Origin of the sequence: Rhodoferax sp. (genome assembly GCF_025354435.1) — a bacterium.
Lineage (GTDB): Bacteria > Pseudomonadota > Gammaproteobacteria > Burkholderiales > Burkholderiaceae_C > Rhodoferax_B.
Map to the genome: position 1 here is coordinate 1 of NZ_JANXMU010000036.1, position 15986 is coordinate 15986.

Here is a 15986-nt window from a genome sequence, read left to right on the forward strand (position 1 = left end):
AAACACCGCAATGTGGTGGTGGCCTGCGCCCTCGGGAGCCAAAGCCGCCGAGGTGTCGGACACGTACAGCAGTGTTTCGTCGGGCGAAAACGCGAGGCCATTGGGTTCTTGCACCCAGGCGGTGGCGGCGCTCAGTTTGCCGGTCAGCGGGCTGTAGCAAAACACATGGTTGGCCGCTTGCTCGGATGCCGCCTTGTGGCCCTCAACGTCGCTCAAGATGCCATACGGTGGGTCGGTGAACCAAAGGGTGCCGTCGCGTTTGACCACGAGGTCATTGGGCGAGTTGAGGCGTTTGCCCTGGTAGCGGCTGACCACCCGCACATCAGGGGTGGCCGCATGAATGTGGCCGTTGCGCAAGGGCGTTCGCACAAGGGCACGCAGGCCGTGCGAGCAGTGCAGCAGGTCGCCATTCAAGTCCCGCGTATGGCCATTGGTGAACGCTACTTTGTCACGCCACACCGTCATGCCGTCTGAGGCTGACCAGCGCAGCATGCGGTTGTTGGGGATGTCGCTCCACAGCACGGCATCGTCTTCGCGCAGCCACACCGGGCCTTCGCTCCAGACCGCTCCGGTACACAGGCGCTCTAACCGAGCGCCCTGCACCACAGGGGTTAAACGGGGATCAAAAATATCGATCATGCATACACCTTGGGTTCGTCTTGGGCTCAAGGATCAGGCCAGGGTGTAAGCCGTCTTCACCGTGGTGAAGAACTCTTGCGCGTACTTGCCCTGCTCACGCGGGCCGTAGCTGCTGCCTTTGCGACCGCCAAACGGCACGTGGTAATCGACACCTGCCGTCGGCAGGTTCACCATCACCATGCCCGACTGGCTGTGGCGTTTGAAATGCGTGGCGTATTTCAAGCTGGTCGTGGCAAGGCCTGCGGCCAAACCGAAAGGGGTGTCGTTGGCGGTGGCCAGCGCTTCTTCGTAATCTTTGACGCAGATCACACTGGCCACAGGGCCAAAGATTTCTTCGCGGTTAATGCGCATCTCGGGGGTGGATTCGCTGAACAGTGCAGGCGTCATGTAATAGCCCTCATGGCCTTCTGAGCTGCGTGGCAGGCGCTCGCCACCACAAGCCAATGTGGCCCCCTCAGCCTTGCCAATGGCGATGTAGCTCAGGTTTTGCGCCAACTGGCTTTCGCTGGACACGGGGCCGATGTCCGTGCCCATCTTCAACGCATCGTCTACCTTGAGGGTAGCCATGCGGGCTTTCATCGCCTCAATGAAGGCGGGGTAAATGCCTTCGGTCACGATCAGGCGGCTGGACGCGGTGCAGCGCTGACCGGTACTGAAGAAACTGCTTTGCACGCACAACTCCACTGCCTGCGTGAGATTGGCATCGTCAAGCACGATTTGCGGGTTCTTGCCGCCCATTTCCAACTGCACCTTCTTGAAGCTCTGCGCAGCACTTTGCGCAATGCGGCCGCCTACCCCCACCGAACCAGTGAAGCTGATGGCCGTGACACCAGGGTGGTTGACCAGGGCATCGCCAATCACGCTGCCACGGCCCATAACCAGATTGAAAACCCCCGCTGGAATGCCGCTGCGGCTGATGATTTCGGCCAGTGCCCAGGCACTGCCGGACACCAAATCAGCCGGCTTGAGCACCACGCAATTGCCAAAAGCCAGGGCTGGAGCAATCTTCCACGCAGGAATGGCGACGGGGAAATTCCACGGCGTGATCAGTCCCACCACACCCACGGGTTCGCGGGTGATATCAATGCCGATACCGGGGCGCACCGAGGGCAGTGTTTCACCACTCAAACGCAGGCATTCACCAGCAAAAAATTTGAAAATATGACCCGCACGAGTGACTTCACCAATGCCTTCAGGCCGTGTCTTGCCCTCTTCGCGGGCTAACAGGATGCCCAGCTCTTCTTTGCGGGCCAGGATTTCACGGCCGATGTTATCGAGCGCATCAGAGCGGGCCTGGATACCACTGGTACTCCATGCGGGGAAAGCAGCTTGCGCCGCAGCGACGGCGGCATTCACATGGTCAGCACCGCCCTGGGTGTAATGGCCCACCACATCCGCCAGATTGCTGGGGTTGAGGTTGGGTGCGGTGCTGGGGCCGGCAAGCCATTCGCCGTTAATCAGGTTATTGAAGTCTTGTGAGGTGGTCATACAGTATCTAACAGGTGTGTTGAGCAGGCTTATTTGCCCCAGCGCAGCACCATCGGATCCAGCCGCTTGGCTGCGTCCATCAGGCCTTTGCGCACCTCGGGGTGCATGGTGGGAAAAGGGTGACGTGGGGCTTCGCAGGCGATGATGCCGCCCTCGCGCATCAGGGCTTTGGCGGTCAGGATGCCACCTTGGCGGTTTTCGTAATTGATAAGCGGCAGCCATTTCGCGTAGGCCGCTACCGCCTCTTCACGCCGCCCAGCCAGGTAGGGGTCAATGATGGTGCGGATGCCATCAGGGTACGCGCCACCGGTCATCGCCCCTGTTGCACCCGCGTCCAGATCGGCCAGCAAGGTGATGGCTTCTTCGCCGTCCCACGGGCCTTCAATGGCGTCACCACCGAGGCGAATCAGCTCGCGCAGCTTGCTGGCAGCGCCTGCGGTTTCGATCTTGAAATACGCCAGGTTTTTGATCTCTTTCGCCATGCGGGCGAGGAATTCAGCGCTCAAGACAGTGCCGCTGGCAGGCGCGTCTTGCACCATGATGGGAATGCTCAGCGCGTCAGAAAGCTGGGCGTAGAACTCATAGATTTTGGCCTCAGGCACGCGAAAGGTGGCCCCGTGGTAAGGCGGCATCACCATCACCATCGCGGCCCCCAGGTCTTGCGCACGGCGGCTGCGCTCGGCACAGATCTGGGTACTGAAATGGGTGGTGGTGACGATGATGGGCAAGCGGCCTTTGACGTGCGCCAAGATAGTCCGGGTCAGCACTTCGCGCTCATCATCCGACACCACAAACTGCTCGGAGAAGTTGGCCAGGATGCAGATGCCGTTCGAGCCAGCGTCGATCATGAAGTCAATGCAACGCTTTTGGCCTTCGAGATCGAGCGAACCATCGGCATGAAAGATGGTCGGGGCGACGGGGAAGACCCCTTGGTACGGTTTTGGTGCGGTCATGGGAGCATTCATGTGCATCACTCAATGATGTTGAACTGGTCAAGGAACTCGGTCTTGAGCGTGAGGCCAAGGCCGGGTGTGTTGTCGTCGAGTTGCACAAAGCCGTTCTCGGCCACCGGCTCACCGTCAAAGATGTAATAGAACAGCTCGTTGCCCACTTCCACGTCGAACATGGGGAAGTATTCGCTCATCGGACTGGCGATGGTGCTCATGGTCAGGTGGTAGTTGTGCATCTGGCCCGCGTGGGGAATGACCGGCACGCTGTAGGCCTCGCACAGGGCATTGATCTTGTGCGCGGCGGTGATGCCGCCGACGCGATTGGTGTCGTACTGCACCACGCTGACGGCTTTTTTGTCCAGCAACTGCTTGAAGCCGTAGAGGCTGAATTCGTGCTCGCCGCCGCTGATCGGGATGATGTTCATGGCGTTGAGTTCGGCGTAGCCGTCGATGTCGTCGGCGATCACCGGCTCTTCCAGCCAGCGCGGTTCGTACTTGGCCAGCTTGAGCAGCATGCGCTTGGCGTATTCCAGGTTCCAGCCCATGTAGCACTCCAGCATTAAATCGCTGTCATAGCCGATGACTTCGCGGATGGCGGCGACCGATTTCAGGTTCTCAGCCACGCCGTGTTGCAGGTGGGCGGGGCCGTAGCCAAAGCGCATCTTGAAAGCGGTGAAACCCTGGTCTTTGAAGGTCTGGGCTTCCTTTTGCATCTCCGCCAGGTCGGTGCGGTACAGCTTGCTGTAGTAGCAAGGAATTTTTTCCTTGGTGCGCCCACCCAGCAGCTTGAAAACGGGCTTGTTGACGGACTTGCCCAGGATGTCCCAGATCGCCAAGTCGATGGCCGAAATCGCGCCCATGGTCACGCCCTTGCGGCCCCAGGCGTGGGTGGCGCGGTACATGCGCTGCCACAGGTATTCGTAGTCCCAGGGGTCCTGGCCGATGACCAGCGGCGCCAGGTATTCGTCGATGATGGCCTTGGCGATCTTGGGGGCCAGGGCCACGTTGCCCAGGCCGATGATGCCGCTGTCGGTTTCAATCTCCACCACCGTCCAGGAATGGAAGCGGAAAGTGCTCATGCTCTCGGTCTTGGAATAAACCAGATCCATGGCGTTGGAGCAGAAGTTGCCTTGTGGGGGCACGGTTTTGCCCTTCCATTCGAAGACGCGGGCGCGGACGGCGGTGATTTTCATGGTCTGTCTCTCTTCAGTTCGTAGGTTGTGCCAGGCCCATGCGGGCGGCGATGCGGAAGGCGTTGTAGGTGGCGTTGACATCGGCTTTGCCCTGGCCTGCGATGTCGTAGGCCGTGCCGTGGGCGGGCGTGGTGATGGGCACGGGCAGGCCGCCCTGCACCGTCACGCCCTTGCTGAAGCCCATCAGCTTGATGGCGATCTGGCCCTGGTCGTGGTACATGGTGACGATGGCCTGGTACTCACCGTCCCGGGCTTTCAGGAAGATGGTGTCGGCCGGGAACGGACCCTCCACTGCGATGCCCTGTGCCTGCAGTGCGGCCACCGCCGGGGCGATGGTGTCGATTTCTTCGCGCCCGCAGGTGCCGCCGTCGCCGCCGTGCGGGTTGAAGGCCGCCACCGCCACCTTCGGCGTAGCAATGCCGCTGGCCTGCAGCGAGCGGTAGATCAGGGCGGCAGCCTGCTGGATGCGCTCTTGCGTCAGATAGCTAGCGGCATCCTTGAGCGGAATGTGGGACGACACGCGCGAGGTCCACAAATCGCCCAACGTGTTGAACTCGCAGAAGTAGGTTTTCACGCCCAGGTACTCGGCAAAGTGGTGCAGCTCATCTTCATGGCGCAGGCCGCCTTGCTTCATGGCGAACTTGTTCAGCGGGGCAAAGCAGATGGCATCCACCTCGCCGCGCTGGGTGGCATCCATGCAGGCGTTGAGCACCTGCAGCACCGACGCACCGCCGATGGCCTGGGCCTGGCTGCGCACCACCTGCGCGGCGGTCACGGTGTCCATGGGCAGCCAGGCGGGCAGGGAGGTGTCGACCCGGGAGCGCACTTCGGCGAAGCTGTGCACCGGCTGGGTGGCCACCTGCACACCGGCGATTTTTTGGCCTTCGGCCCAGAGCCAGGCATCGCCGACCAGCACGATGTTGGCGTGCGCTGTGGCATCGGTCTGGCCGAGCAGGCGGGCGATCAGTTCGGGGCCGATGCCCGCGGGGTCGCCCAGCGTGAGGGCTACCACAGGCTGGGTGGCGGGTTGGGTTGCAGTCTGCATGGTGGCGTCCAGTAGGTTGGGTCCAACCGGACGCAGGCATCCAGTTACCACCAGACGGGCTGGCAATACATGGGGGCTTGTCTCCGGTCACAATGTCTTCGCAATGCGTTGGGGTAGAGCGTATCTTAGGAAGCCGATTGATTCCCGTATAGTGAAAGTATTTGATGTATTGATTGCCTGGGGTTATTAAATGACGGCGACTACCGACACCACCACCCAGCTGCTGAACCGCCTGCGTATGCGCCAGGTGGCCCTGCTGCTGGCGATTGACGAACACCGCACCTTGTACGCCGCTTCGCAGCAGATGGGCATGACCCAGCCTGCAGCGACCAAGATGTTGCACGAGCTGGAGGACGCGCTGGGCCAGCCCCTGTTTGACCGAGTGGGGCGGGGCCTGCGGTTAAATCCGGCCGGGCAAGCGGTAACGAACACCTTTCGCGGCATGCGCGGCACCATGGAGGCGTTAAACCGCGAGCTGCAGGACTTGCGCCTGGGTGGGGCCGGCAAACTGTTCATTGGAAGCATCATGGCCGCGTCGCCGGGGCTGCTGACCGACAGCCTGATCCGCCTCAAAGAGGAGTACCCGCTGCTGTCTATCGAGATTGCGGTGGACACCAGCGACCGCCTGGTGGAGCAAATGCGCGAAGGCACGCTGGACGTGGTGATTGGCCGCATGCTGGGCCCGGCGCGGCAGAACCACCACTTTCAGCCGATTGGCGAGGAGCCGCTGTCGGTGGTGGTGGCGATTGACCACCCGTTGGCCGACAAAGCACACGTGTCATTTGACGACATGCTGCAGTTTCCGTGGATTTTGCAGCCCCATGGCAGCCCCATGCGCGAGGTGCTGGAGCAGGAGTTTCGCGACCACCACACGGGGTTTCACCGCGGGCTGATCGAGACCTCGTCCATTCTCACTACCACCAACCTGATCTTCAAGACCCAGATGATTGCGGTGATTCCCGAGTCCAGCGCCAGCCGCTACCAGACCCACGGGCTGCTAAAAATACTGTCTTACACCATCAACCACAAGCTGGCGGCTTACGGCAGCATTGTGCGCAGCGACCGGCCTTTGGGTGTGGCGACAGCCCGGTTTCTAGAATTGCTCCATACCTAGGTTTTTAAGCTTTTTAGCCCTTTAGCGCATATAGCACATACGCTGATAGCTATAAAAAATATAGCTTTAACCCAAGGCGATGCGTACATCGCCTGGCGCTGGCGCATCGGCGGCCAACTCGCCCAGCGTCTGCACCTGGGCATACAGCGGGGTGAAGTCGGGGGCGGTCACGTCAAACAGTTGCTGGAAGCTGTCGATCACGAAGTAGGTTTGCTGGTAGCTGTCGATCTTGTAGCGGGTACGCATGCAGCGGGTCACGTCCAGGGCGATGCGCTGCGGATCGGGGCTGCGCACGCTGTGCTGCAACTCGCCGGACGAGCTGAGGATGCCCGCGCCATAGGCCCGCAGGCCGTCCGCCTGGCGCACCAGACCGAACTCGATGGTGTACCAGTACAGGCGCGACAGCAGCTCGCAGGCACCCAGGCGGTGCGCTTTCAGGCCGCCTGCACCGTAGGCCTGCATGTGCTCGGCAAACACCGGGTTGAACAGCAGCGGCACGTGGCCAAACAGGTCGTGGAACACATCGGGCTCGACGATGTAGTCGTATTCGGCGGGCGTGCGGATCCAGTCGGTCACGGGGAACTTGCGGTTCGCCAGCAGGGTGAAAAAAGGCACCTCGGGGATCAGTCCGGGCACGGCTACCACCTCCCAACCGGTAGCCGGAGTTAAGCGGGCGTTGATTTCTTCGAAGCGCGGGATGCGGTCGTGGATGCCCAGCGAGGGCAGGGCTTCGATGAAGGCATCGCAGGCCAAGCCAGGCAGCAGGGCCGACTGGCGTTCGAACAGGCGACGGTAGGTGTCGTGGTCTTGCGGCGTGTAGGCAGCGTAGTTTTGCGGGCAGGTGTAGTCGGACAGTACCAGGCCGTCGCGGGTGTAGTCGCCCCGCGGCGGGCGGTCGCTGCTGCCGTACGTCGCGGCATAAACGGAAGGTTCTGTAGCCATGGTGTCTCCTGGGTCAATGTTGGCACTGTAGACCGCGGGCGATTTAGCTTTACTGCATGTTTGGACTTTCTGCGCAGGAAAGCTGCAAAATCCAGTCCATGGAAACACTCGACAAGATTGACCGCCTGATTTTGCGCAGCCTGCAAGCCGATGGGCGGGCCACCTACGACCAGATTTCAGAGCAGGTGAGCCTGTCGCCCAGCGCGGTGCTGCGGCGTGTGAAGCGGTTGGAAGACACGGGGGTGATCGCCCGCTACGTGGCCCTGGTCAAGCCCGAAGCCGTGGGCCTGGGGCTGACTGCCTACCTGAACGTGCGGCTGCAGAAGCACACCGAAAGCCACAAGCGCAACCCGATGGACGTGTTCCGTGCCAGTGTGCAAACCTGGCCCGAGGTGGTGGAATGCGCGTCGCTTACCGGCGAGATGGATTACCTGCTGCGCGTGGTGGTGCAGGATATGGCGGCCTACTCCCGCTTCATCATGGACACGCTGCTCAAGCACCCCAGCGTGGAAGATTGCAAAACCAGCTTTGTACTGGACCACGTCAAGGCCACCACGGCCTTGCCGGTCTAGGGTTCGCCGAGATTCAGGCCGCGGAAGCCGCGTTGCGCAGGCGCAAACCAAACGCGATGACCAGCACGCCAAAGCTGATGGCAAATCCCCGGATCATCCAGTCAATGGCCGCCACGTAGCTACTGGGGATGATGAACAGCAGAACGCCAAACAGCACAGCCAGCGCGCCCGACAAAATCAGGCTCCACTCGCCTTTGATAGACCGGCGCATGCGCAAGGCCGCCACAATCTGGAACGCACCCATGGCCAGGGACCACAGCGCCACCAGCGATGGCAAGCCCATGGTTTTGCCCGGCAGAGCAAAAATGACCCAGCCCGCACCAATGCCGACCAGGCCCACCACCGCGAGCGACCACCAGGGGCGGTTCTTTTCGCGGATCTGGTAAGCGGTGAGCAGAGCTAGAAAGCCGTCTGCAGCCACGTAGGCACCCCAGATGGGGGTCAGTGTTTCGAATTCGCGGTCAGATACCAGTAAAGCCAGTACACCAAACAGAACCGCGACCAGTCCGCGAAACACCACCCAGCCCCATTGGCGGCCCATTTGAGTCAAAAAATAATCGGTGTGTATGCGCATATCGCGGGTCCCTGTCTGTGAATAAATACCGTAAATTGCATTTTGCAACGGTAGTGAACGCAAAGTTTATGCCGTCTCAGAGATGTGTGCACCGTAATTTGTTGTTTTTCGACCGGTGGGGGCCGCATTATTTCGGCATTAATTGGCATGGATTTGGAGGACGGTCTCTAGTCCCCCGGCCAGGCCGGGCGGCGGACTAGATTTTTAAGGGAAAACCCGTATATTCCAAGGATGCTCGATTCTCAAAAACCGTCTACTGCACCCTTGGCCCTGGTGGCTTCCCGTGCAGCCACGCCCATTTTGGTGCCTATCCGCTCTTTGGGCGTGGGCCACCGCGAGCGGATTGCCGCCCACCTGCTGGCGCTAGACCCGCGCGACCGTTACCTGCGCTTTGGCTACAACGCCGCCGACCGCAATATCCGGGAGTATGTGGACAGCTTGAATTTTTCGAAAGACGACATCTTCGGTATCTACAACCGTAAGCTGGAGCTGATTGCCATGGCGCACCTGGCGTATTCGGTGAATCCGCAGTTCAAGTCCTGCGCTGAATTTGGTGTGTCGGTACGGCCTACCGCCCGCGGCCGGGGTTATGGCGCGCGTCTGTTCGACCGCGCCACCATGCATGCCAGCAACGAAGGGGTAGAGCTGTTGTTCGTCCACGCCCTGAGCGAAAACACAGCCATGCTGAAAATAGCCCGCAAAGCCGGAGCCACGGTGGAGCGCGACGGTTCCGAAGCCGAAGCGTTTTTGCGCCTGCCGCCCGCCACGCTGGATAGCCGCGTCACCGAAATGGTGGCCGAGCAAATTGCCCAGACCGACTACCAGTTCAAGACCCAAGCGAAAAACTTCTGGGATCTGCTCAGCGGCCTGCAGAGCGTGCGCCAGAGTGTCAAGGATGCCCGCCACAAGTCGGCTGCCTGAGGGTTTCCGGTCGCCGTCTTGGGGATCAGCTATCCTTGAGCCTCCTTAACAACCGCACGTCCTGCATCCAAGGCTGTGTCAGACCCTTACCCCGCGCGCTCGTCCTCTTCTGTTCCTGAACGGGAAGACAAGCGTGGCTTTTTGCAAAAACTCGCCGAATTCATCCACCCCGGACCCGATTCGCGCGACGAACTCCTGGAAACCCTCTCCGAAGCCGAGGGCAACCACATCATCGGTTCCGAGTCGCGCGCCATGCTGGAGGGGGTGATCCGCATGGCCGACATGGCCGCGGGCGAGGTGATGGTGGCGGCCACACGCATGGACCTGCTCAACATTGCCGCACCGTTTGACGAGTTGCTGCACATCGTGATCGAAACCGCCCACTCGCGCTTTCCGGTCTACGAGGGCGAAAAAGAAAACATCATCGGCATCTTGATGGCCAAAGACCTGCTCAAGCTGCAGCGGGCCCCCGAGCTGAATATCCGTGCCCTGCTGCGCCCGGCGGTGTTTGTGCCCGAAACCAAAGGCCTGAATGACCTGCTGCGCGAGTTCCGCGGCAACCGCAACCACCTGGCCATCGTGGTCGATGAGTTTGGCCGCATCGCCGGGCTGATCACCATCGAAGACGTGCTGGAGCAGATCGTCGGCGAGATCGAAGACGAGTTTGACATTGCCGAAGACGAAGGCGACATCTTCGGCCTAGCCGACCGCACCTACCGCGTCAGCGGCGACACCTCCATCGAGCGCGTCAACGAAGCCTTTGGCGTAAAGCTGGCCAGCACCGATCCCGAGGACGACTTTGACACCATCGGCGGCCTGATTGCCCACGAAATGGGCCACGTGCCTAAGCGCGGCGAGCACCATGCCATGGCCGGGCTGAACTTTGTGGTGCTGCACGCCAAGGGCGGCGCGGTGCGCTGGTTCAAGGTGTCGCCGGTGGCCGATACCGACCTCACCGGTTGATGCGCGGCCTGTTCCGCAACCCCAGTCGCACACCGCCTGCGCTGGGGGAAATCCTGCGGGCCGCCTTGTTGGGCGGTGCGCAGGCCCTGTCCATCGCCAACCCCTGGAACGGCCAGCCGCTGTGGTGGCTGCAGTTGTTGTCCATGGCTGGCCTGTACTGGCTGGTAGAGCGCTCGGCCACGTCCCGGCGCGCGGCCCTGCTGGGCTGGGTGTTTGCCTGGGCCTGGCTGAGCGGCACTTTCTGGTGGCTGTTTATTTCCATGCACACCTACGGCGGCTTACCTGCGGTGCTGGCCGTGTTGGCGGTAGGCGGGCTGGCCGCGGCCCTGGCGCTACTGTATGCCCTGGTATGTGGATGTTTTAAGGCGCTAGCGCATATTCCACCTGCACCTCGTGCTATTCTTTTTGCGTTTTCCTGGTTGCTGGCCGAACTGGCACGCGGGCAGTGGCTGACTGGTTTTCCCTGGGGCGCGGGCGGATATGCCCAGCTCGACGGGCTAGCGCTGCTGGCTCCCTACGTGGGCGTGTACGGCGTGGGCTGGGTGGCCTCGCTGGTGGCGGCTTGTGTGGTGCTGCGCCAGTGGCGGGTGCTGGCGCTGGTGGCATTGCTGGTGGCCACGGCCGATTCGGTGGTGCAGCCGCCTAACGACCCGGCGGCCCGCTTGCCGGTTACGCTGCTGCAGGGCAATATCCCGCAGGATGAAAAGTTTGACCTGGGTGCCGGTGTGCCGGTGGCGCTGAACTGGTACGGCGCGCAGTTAGCCCAGGCCCGCACCCCGTTGGTGGTGGCCCCCGAGACCGCCATCCCCATGCTGCCGCAGCAGCTGCCTGCGGGCTACTGGGCAGGCTTGTTGCAGCGCTTTGCCAGCGGCGGGCAAACCGCCTTGGTCGGCGTGCCGCTGGGCAATGCCAAAGAGGGCTACCTGAATGCCGTGGTCGGCCTGCAACCCGGCAGCCCCAAGCCTTACAGCTACGCCAAGCACCACCTGGTGCCGTTTGGCGAGTTCATTCCGCCGCTGTTCAAGTGGTTCACCGAGATGATGAACATCCCGCTGGGCGACTTCAACCGGGGTGCAGTGGGCCAGCCGTCCCTGGTGGTGGCAGGCCAGCGCCTGGCACCGAATATTTGTTACGAAGATTTGTTTGGCGAAGAGCTGGGCGCGCGTTTCATCGACCCGGCCAAGGCTCCGACCATCTTTGTCAACATCAGCAACATTGGCTGGTTTGGCGACTCGCTGGTGATTGACCAGCATCTCAGCATCTCGCGCATGCGCACGCTGGAATTCGAGCGGCCCATGCTGCGCGCCACCAATACCGGTGCCACCGCCATCATCGACCACCGGGGTCGGGTGGTGCAGGCGTTGCCCCGACTGACGCGCGACGTGTTGGTAGGCGAGGTGCAAGGCCGGGGGCTAAACGCCACCAGTGGCTGGCGCATCACGCCCTACGCCTGGTGGGTGGCCCGCATGGGGTTGTGGCCGCTGTGGGGGCTGGGTTTGCTGGCGTGGGTGCTGGCGTGGATGGGCGGACGCAGGGCGCGCAGGCTATAGTGCTTCTGGCCCGCAGAGGCCCGGCTTCCACCGGCGGTGGACGGCTGCACAGGAGACCGGTCCATGCATTCTTCCCAGCAGCAGCACATTGCCCAGGTCATGCGGCTGTCCAGCGGCGGCAATGCCATGGTTGGCACCGAGGGGCACGACAGCATCATCCGCAACTCGTGGACCCGCTGTGTGCAGCAGCACCAGCTCGACCCCACCCGCATGCAGGAAGCCATCATCCTGCCGCACGCGCGGCTGCGGGAGCGGCAAGACCAGATGGAGGCGTTTTTACAGATTGCCCGCCACGGCATGGAAACGCTCTACCAGCAGGTGGCCGGCATGGGCTACGTGGTGCTATTGACCGACGCGCGCGGCATCACCGTGGATTTCATTGGCGACCTGCAGTACGTCCAGCCCATGCGCAAAGCCGGGCTGTGCCTGGGCGCAGACTGGAGCGAAGCGGTGGCCGGAACCTGCGGTGTGGGTACCTGCATCAGCACCGGAGAAGCCCTCACCGTGCACCAGGGCGACCACTTCGACGCCACCCATATCCCGCTGACCTGCACCACCGCGCCGGTGTTTGACGCGCTGGGCCAGCTGACCGCCGTGCTGGACATTTCGGCGTTGCGCTCGCCCCTGCCCAAGGACAGCCAGCACCTGGCCCTGCAATTGGTGAAGGTGTACGCCCAGCACGTGGAGAACGCCAGTTTTCTGCAGCGCTTTCGGCATGACTGGATCTTGCGCTTGAGTGCGGCCCCGCAGTTTCTGGATGCCAACCCCGAATACCTGCTGGCCCTGGACGCGGGCGGTCGCATCATTGGGCACAACCGGCGGGCCCAGCTGCTGCTGCAGCCCTTGCATACCGCCCCGGTGCTGGGCCAGCACCTGGACCGCATCTTCCACCTGGATTTCAATGACCTGGGCCGCTTTGTGCAGGGCCACCCCACCGACCAGCGGGCCGTGGCGCTGGCGGGCAGTGCCCGTTTGCTGTTTTTGCTGGCCACGCCGCCGCCCACCCGCTGGCCCAGCGCGCCGCATACCTCGACATACAACGTCCCCGAGAACCCACTGCCTGTGCCCCTGGCACGCTTGTCCGGCGGTGACCCGGCGCCGGACCGGCAGATCGAGCGTGCCGCACGCCTGCTGAACTCGCCTGTCAGCATGCTGCTCACCGGCGAAACCGGCACCGGCAAGGAAGTGTTGGCCAAGGCTTTGCACACCAGCAGCGCCCGGCGCGACCGCCCGTTTGTGGCGGTCAATTGCGCGGCGATTCCTGAGACTCTGATCGAAAGCGAGTTGTTCGGTCACCTGCCAGGCAGCTTCACCGGCGCAGGCAGCAAGGCCAAGCGCGGACTGATCCAGGAGGCCGACAGCGGCACTTTGTTTCTGGACGAGATTGGCGACATGCCACGTCCGCTGCAGGCGCGGCTGCTGCGCGTGCTGTCCGAGCGCGAGGTGCTGCCCATCGGTGCGATGCGGCCGGTGCCGGTGAATCTGCGCGTCATCGCCGCCACCCATTGCGACCTGGAAGTGCTAGTGCGGGAAGGGCGGTTTCGCGACGATCTGTACTACCGTTTGAACGGCGCGCATATCCGCCTGCCTGCGCTGCGCGAGCGGCAAGACCTGGGCTGGATGCTGGACCAGATGCTGCAAGCGGCCGCGGACGGTGTCGAGCTACCGGTGCTGGCCCCGGACGCACGGGCCTGGCTGCTGGCGTACCGCTGGCCGGGCAATCTGCGCGAGCTGCACAACGTGGTCGAGTACGCCCGTGGCGTCTACCGCCAGGGCCGCATCACCCTGGCCGATCTGCCCGACCGGCTGGGCGGCATGCCCGGTCCGCACACCGTGCTGGCACCCCCGACAGGCGATGGAGATGGCGCTGCGCTGGCCCGGCAACTGCGTGCCGCGGGCTGGAATGTCACGGCCGTGGCCCGCCAGCTCCAGGTGTCGCGCATGACGGTGTACCGGCGCATGCAGCGCTGGGGCATTACCTCGCCCAACCACGCGGACGACAGCGCTTCCCGGGAGTGACAGGTGTCACAGCCGGGGCCTGTGACACCTGTCTTGTTGTGACAGCTGCACCTGGCAGCGTTGGTCCCGTCGGTGCGGAAAAAATTCAATTGAATCAATAGCTTGCATTCTGGTCGCGGCAGTGGTGTCGTCGGGCACGGCGTTTGCGGTAAGACCTTGCCGGGGCAACCCGGTGACGAACTTCCCAACGATAACGGAGACAAGCTGTATGACCGATTCTGTACATCCCCCTAGCCAGCAGGTGCAAGCCTGGCTGGACCGCTTTGGCGCGGCGCTCACGGCGCACGACGTGGAGGGCGCGCTGGCCTTGTTCGCGCCCGAGAGCTACTGGCGTGACCTGGTCGCCTTTACCTGGAACATCAAAACCGTGGAGGGCCGCGACCAGATCCGCGACCTGCTGGACAGCACGCTGGCCCGCGTGCAGCCCGGCCACTGGCAGGTCGAAGGCGAGGCCAGTGCGACGGGTGACCTGACCGAGGCTTGGTTCACCTTTGAGACGGCGGTGGCGCGCGGCCGCGGGCAAATTCGCCTGAAGAATGGCCTGTGCTGGACTCTGCTGACCACCATGATCGAGCTCAAGGGCTTTGAAGAGAAGACGGGGCCACGCCGCATCAAGGGTGCAGAGCACGGTGCGCAGAAAAACCGCCAGAACTGGCTGGAACGCAAAACGCAGCAGGAGGCGGCGCTGGGCACTACCGAGCAGCCCTACGTGGTCATCATCGGTGGCGGCCAGGGCGGCATCGGCCTGGGGGCGCGGCTCAAGCGGCTGGGCGTGCCCACGTTGGTCATCGAGAAGAATCCGCGCGCCGGGGACTCCTGGCGCAACCGCTACAAGTCGCTATGCCTGCACGACCCGGTCTGGTACGACCACATGCCCTACCTGCCGTTTCCCGACGACTGGCCGGTGTTCACCCCTAAAGACAAGGTGGGCGACTGGCTGAAGATGTACACCAAGGTGATGGAGCTGAACTACTAGAGCTCCACCGAATGCCAGAGCGCGCAGTTCGACGAAGCCGCCCAGGAATGGACCGTGACCGTGCTGCGCGAAGGCCGCCAGGTGGTGCTGCGGCCCAAGCAACTGGTGTTTGCGCTGGGCGTGTCGGGCTTTGCCAATGTGCCCAAGGTGGCCGGTGCGGAGACCTTTCAGGGCGTGCAGCACCACTCCAGCCAGCACCCGGGCGGCGAGGCCTACGCGGGCAGAAAGGTGGTGGTGCTGGGCTCCAACAACTCGGCCCATGACATCTGCGCCGACCTGTGGGAAAACGGAGCCGACGTAACCATGGTGCAGCGCTCCAGCACCCACATCGCGCGCTCGGACTCGCTGATGGATCTGGCCCTGGGCGGGTTGTACTCCGAGGAAGCGCTGGCCAAAGGCGTGACCACCAACCAGGCCGACCTGACCTTCGCCTCGGTGCCCTACAAGATCATGCACACCTTTCACATCCCGGTGTACGACGCGATGAAACAGCGCGATGCCGACTTTTACGCCCGGCTGGAGCGTGCGGGCTTTCTGCTCGACTTCGGCGAAGACGGCTCGGGCCTATTCATGAAGTACCTGCGGCGCGGCTCGGGCTACTACATCGACGTGGGCGCGTCTGAGCTGGTGGCCGATGGGCGCATCAAGCTCAAGAGCGGGGTCAACATCGAGCGGCTGAATGCGCATTCGGTCAGCTTCACCGATGGCTCCGAGTTACCGGCCGACCTGGTGGTCTACGCCACTGGCTACGGCTCCATGAACGGTTGGGTGGCCAAGCTGGTGTCGCAGGAGGTAGCCGACCGGGTTGGCAAATGCTGGGGGCTAGGCTCCGGCACCACCAAGGATCCGGGCCCCTGGGAGGGCGAATTGCGCAATATGTGGAAGCCCAGCGCGCAGCCGCAGATGTGGTTCCACGGCGGCAACATGCACCAGTCGCGCCACTATTCGGAGTTTTTGGCGCTGCAGTTGAAGGCGCGCATGGAGGGCATTCCTACGCCGGTTTACGGCATGGGCGCGGTGCACCACCTTAAGTAGTGCAG

13 protein-coding genes and 1 pseudogene are annotated in these 15986 nt (G+C 62.7%); 7 read left to right on the forward strand and 7 right to left on the reverse strand.

Annotation, left to right across the window (positions count from 1 at the left end; all coding sequences use genetic code 11):
* From Q0T48_RS08865 to Q0T48_RS08885, 5 genes are all read right to left on the reverse strand, one after another.
* The coding region (locus Q0T48_RS08865; RefSeq protein ID WP_295955271.1) for an SMP-30/gluconolactonase/LRE family protein at positions 1-639 on the reverse strand (639 nt) is incomplete at its 3' end.
* A gap of 33 nt (positions 640-672) precedes the next feature.
* Entirely contained in the window at positions 673-2127 is a 1455-nt protein-coding gene (locus Q0T48_RS08870; protein ID WP_295955273.1) for an aldehyde dehydrogenase family protein, read from the reverse strand.
* Between the two features lie 29 nt (positions 2128-2156).
* Complete coding sequence (locus tag Q0T48_RS08875; RefSeq protein ID WP_295955276.1) at positions 2157-3080, reverse strand: dihydrodipicolinate synthase family protein; 924 nt, start codon at positions 3078-3080, stop codon at positions 2157-2159.
* Positions 3081-3097: 17 nt separating this feature from the next.
* Entirely contained in the window at positions 3098-4270 is a 1173-nt protein-coding gene (locus Q0T48_RS08880) for an L-rhamnonate dehydratase (RefSeq protein ID WP_295955279.1), read from the reverse strand.
* A 13-nt stretch (positions 4271-4283) separates the two neighbouring features.
* A complete protein-coding gene (locus Q0T48_RS08885) occupies positions 4284-5315 on the reverse strand; it encodes a 4-hydroxythreonine-4-phosphate dehydrogenase PdxA (RefSeq protein ID WP_295955282.1) in 1032 nt (343 codons plus the stop codon).
* A gap of 190 nt (positions 5316-5505) precedes the next feature.
* On the opposite strand from Q0T48_RS08885, the gene Q0T48_RS08890 reads away from it, so the two are divergent.
* Positions 5506-6429, forward strand: a complete 924-nt coding sequence (locus Q0T48_RS08890) for a LysR family transcriptional regulator (protein ID WP_295955284.1) — start codon at positions 5506-5508, stop codon at positions 6427-6429.
* A 66-nt stretch (positions 6430-6495) separates the two neighbouring features.
* Here Q0T48_RS08890 and phhA read toward each other — a convergent pair whose 3' ends face one another.
* On the reverse strand, positions 6496-7371 hold the full coding sequence (phhA, locus tag Q0T48_RS08895) for a phenylalanine 4-monooxygenase (RefSeq protein ID WP_295955286.1): 876 nt from the start codon (positions 7369-7371) through the stop codon (positions 6496-6498).
* Positions 7372-7469: 98 nt separating this feature from the next.
* Between phhA and Q0T48_RS08900 the strand changes: the two genes are divergently transcribed.
* Entirely contained in the window at positions 7470-7943 is a 474-nt protein-coding gene (locus Q0T48_RS08900; protein WP_295955289.1) for an Lrp/AsnC family transcriptional regulator, read from the forward strand.
* Between the two features lie 13 nt (positions 7944-7956).
* Here Q0T48_RS08900 and Q0T48_RS08905 read toward each other — a convergent pair whose 3' ends face one another.
* On the reverse strand, positions 7957-8517 hold the full coding sequence (locus Q0T48_RS08905) for a DUF308 domain-containing protein (protein ID WP_295955292.1): 561 nt from the start codon (positions 8515-8517) through the stop codon (positions 7957-7959).
* A gap of 231 nt (positions 8518-8748) precedes the next feature.
* On the opposite strand from Q0T48_RS08905, the gene Q0T48_RS08910 reads away from it, so the two are divergent.
* From Q0T48_RS08910 to Q0T48_RS08930, 5 genes and pseudogenes are all read left to right on the forward strand, one after another.
* Positions 8749-9438, forward strand: a complete 690-nt coding sequence (locus Q0T48_RS08910) for a GNAT family N-acetyltransferase (protein WP_295955295.1) — start codon at positions 8749-8751, stop codon at positions 9436-9438.
* 75 nt (positions 9439-9513) lie between these two features.
* Entirely contained in the window at positions 9514-10401 is an 888-nt protein-coding gene (locus Q0T48_RS08915; RefSeq protein WP_295955296.1) for a transporter associated domain-containing protein, read from the forward strand.
* Positions 10401-11951, forward strand: coding sequence for an apolipoprotein N-acyltransferase (gene lnt, locus Q0T48_RS08920; protein ID WP_295955298.1), 1551 nt, complete (start codon positions 10401-10403; stop codon positions 11949-11951). Before Q0T48_RS08915 ends, lnt begins: the two co-directional genes overlap by 1 nt.
* Positions 11952-12014: 63 nt before the next feature.
* On the forward strand, positions 12015-13970 hold the full coding sequence (locus tag Q0T48_RS08925; protein WP_295955299.1) for a sigma-54-dependent Fis family transcriptional regulator: 1956 nt from the start codon (positions 12015-12017) through the stop codon (positions 13968-13970).
* 208 nt (positions 13971-14178) lie between these two features.
* A pseudogene (locus Q0T48_RS08930) lies at positions 14179-15981 on the forward strand (NAD(P)/FAD-dependent oxidoreductase).
* The last annotated feature ends 5 nt before the right edge of the window (positions 15982-15986 follow it).

Bases quoted from the DNA above. Each gene is read 5' to 3' on its own strand.
- lnt (WP_295955298.1), top strand. From the start codon at position 10,401: ATGCGCGGCCTGTTCCGCAACCCCAGTCGCACACCGCCTGCGCTGGGG.
- Q0T48_RS08910 (WP_295955295.1), top strand. From the start codon at position 8,749: ATGCTCGATTCTCAAAAACCGTCTACTGCACCCTTGGCCCTGGTGGCT.
- Q0T48_RS08885 (WP_295955282.1), bottom strand. From the start codon at position 5,315: ATGCAGACTGCAACCCAACCCGCCACCCAGCCTGTGGTAGCCCTCACG.
- Q0T48_RS08890 (WP_295955284.1), top strand. From the start codon at position 5,506: ATGACGGCGACTACCGACACCACCACCCAGCTGCTGAACCGCCTGCGT.
- Q0T48_RS08870 (WP_295955273.1), bottom strand. From the start codon at position 2,127: ATGACCACCTCACAAGACTTCAATAACCTGATTAACGGCGAATGGCTT.
- phhA (WP_295955286.1), bottom strand. From the start codon at position 7,371: ATGGCTACAGAACCTTCCGTTTATGCCGCGACGTACGGCAGCAGCGAC.
- Q0T48_RS08900 (WP_295955289.1), top strand. From the start codon at position 7,470: ATGGAAACACTCGACAAGATTGACCGCCTGATTTTGCGCAGCCTGCAA.
- Q0T48_RS08875 (WP_295955276.1), bottom strand. From the start codon at position 3,080: ATGACCGCACCAAAACCGTACCAAGGGGTCTTCCCCGTCGCCCCGACC.
- Q0T48_RS08905 (WP_295955292.1), bottom strand. From the start codon at position 8,517: ATGCGCATACACACCGATTATTTTTTGACTCAAATGGGCCGCCAATGG.
- Q0T48_RS08925 (WP_295955299.1), top strand. From the start codon at position 12,015: ATGCATTCTTCCCAGCAGCAGCACATTGCCCAGGTCATGCGGCTGTCC.
- Q0T48_RS08880 (WP_295955279.1), bottom strand. From the start codon at position 4,270: ATGAAAATCACCGCCGTCCGCGCCCGCGTCTTCGAATGGAAGGGCAAA.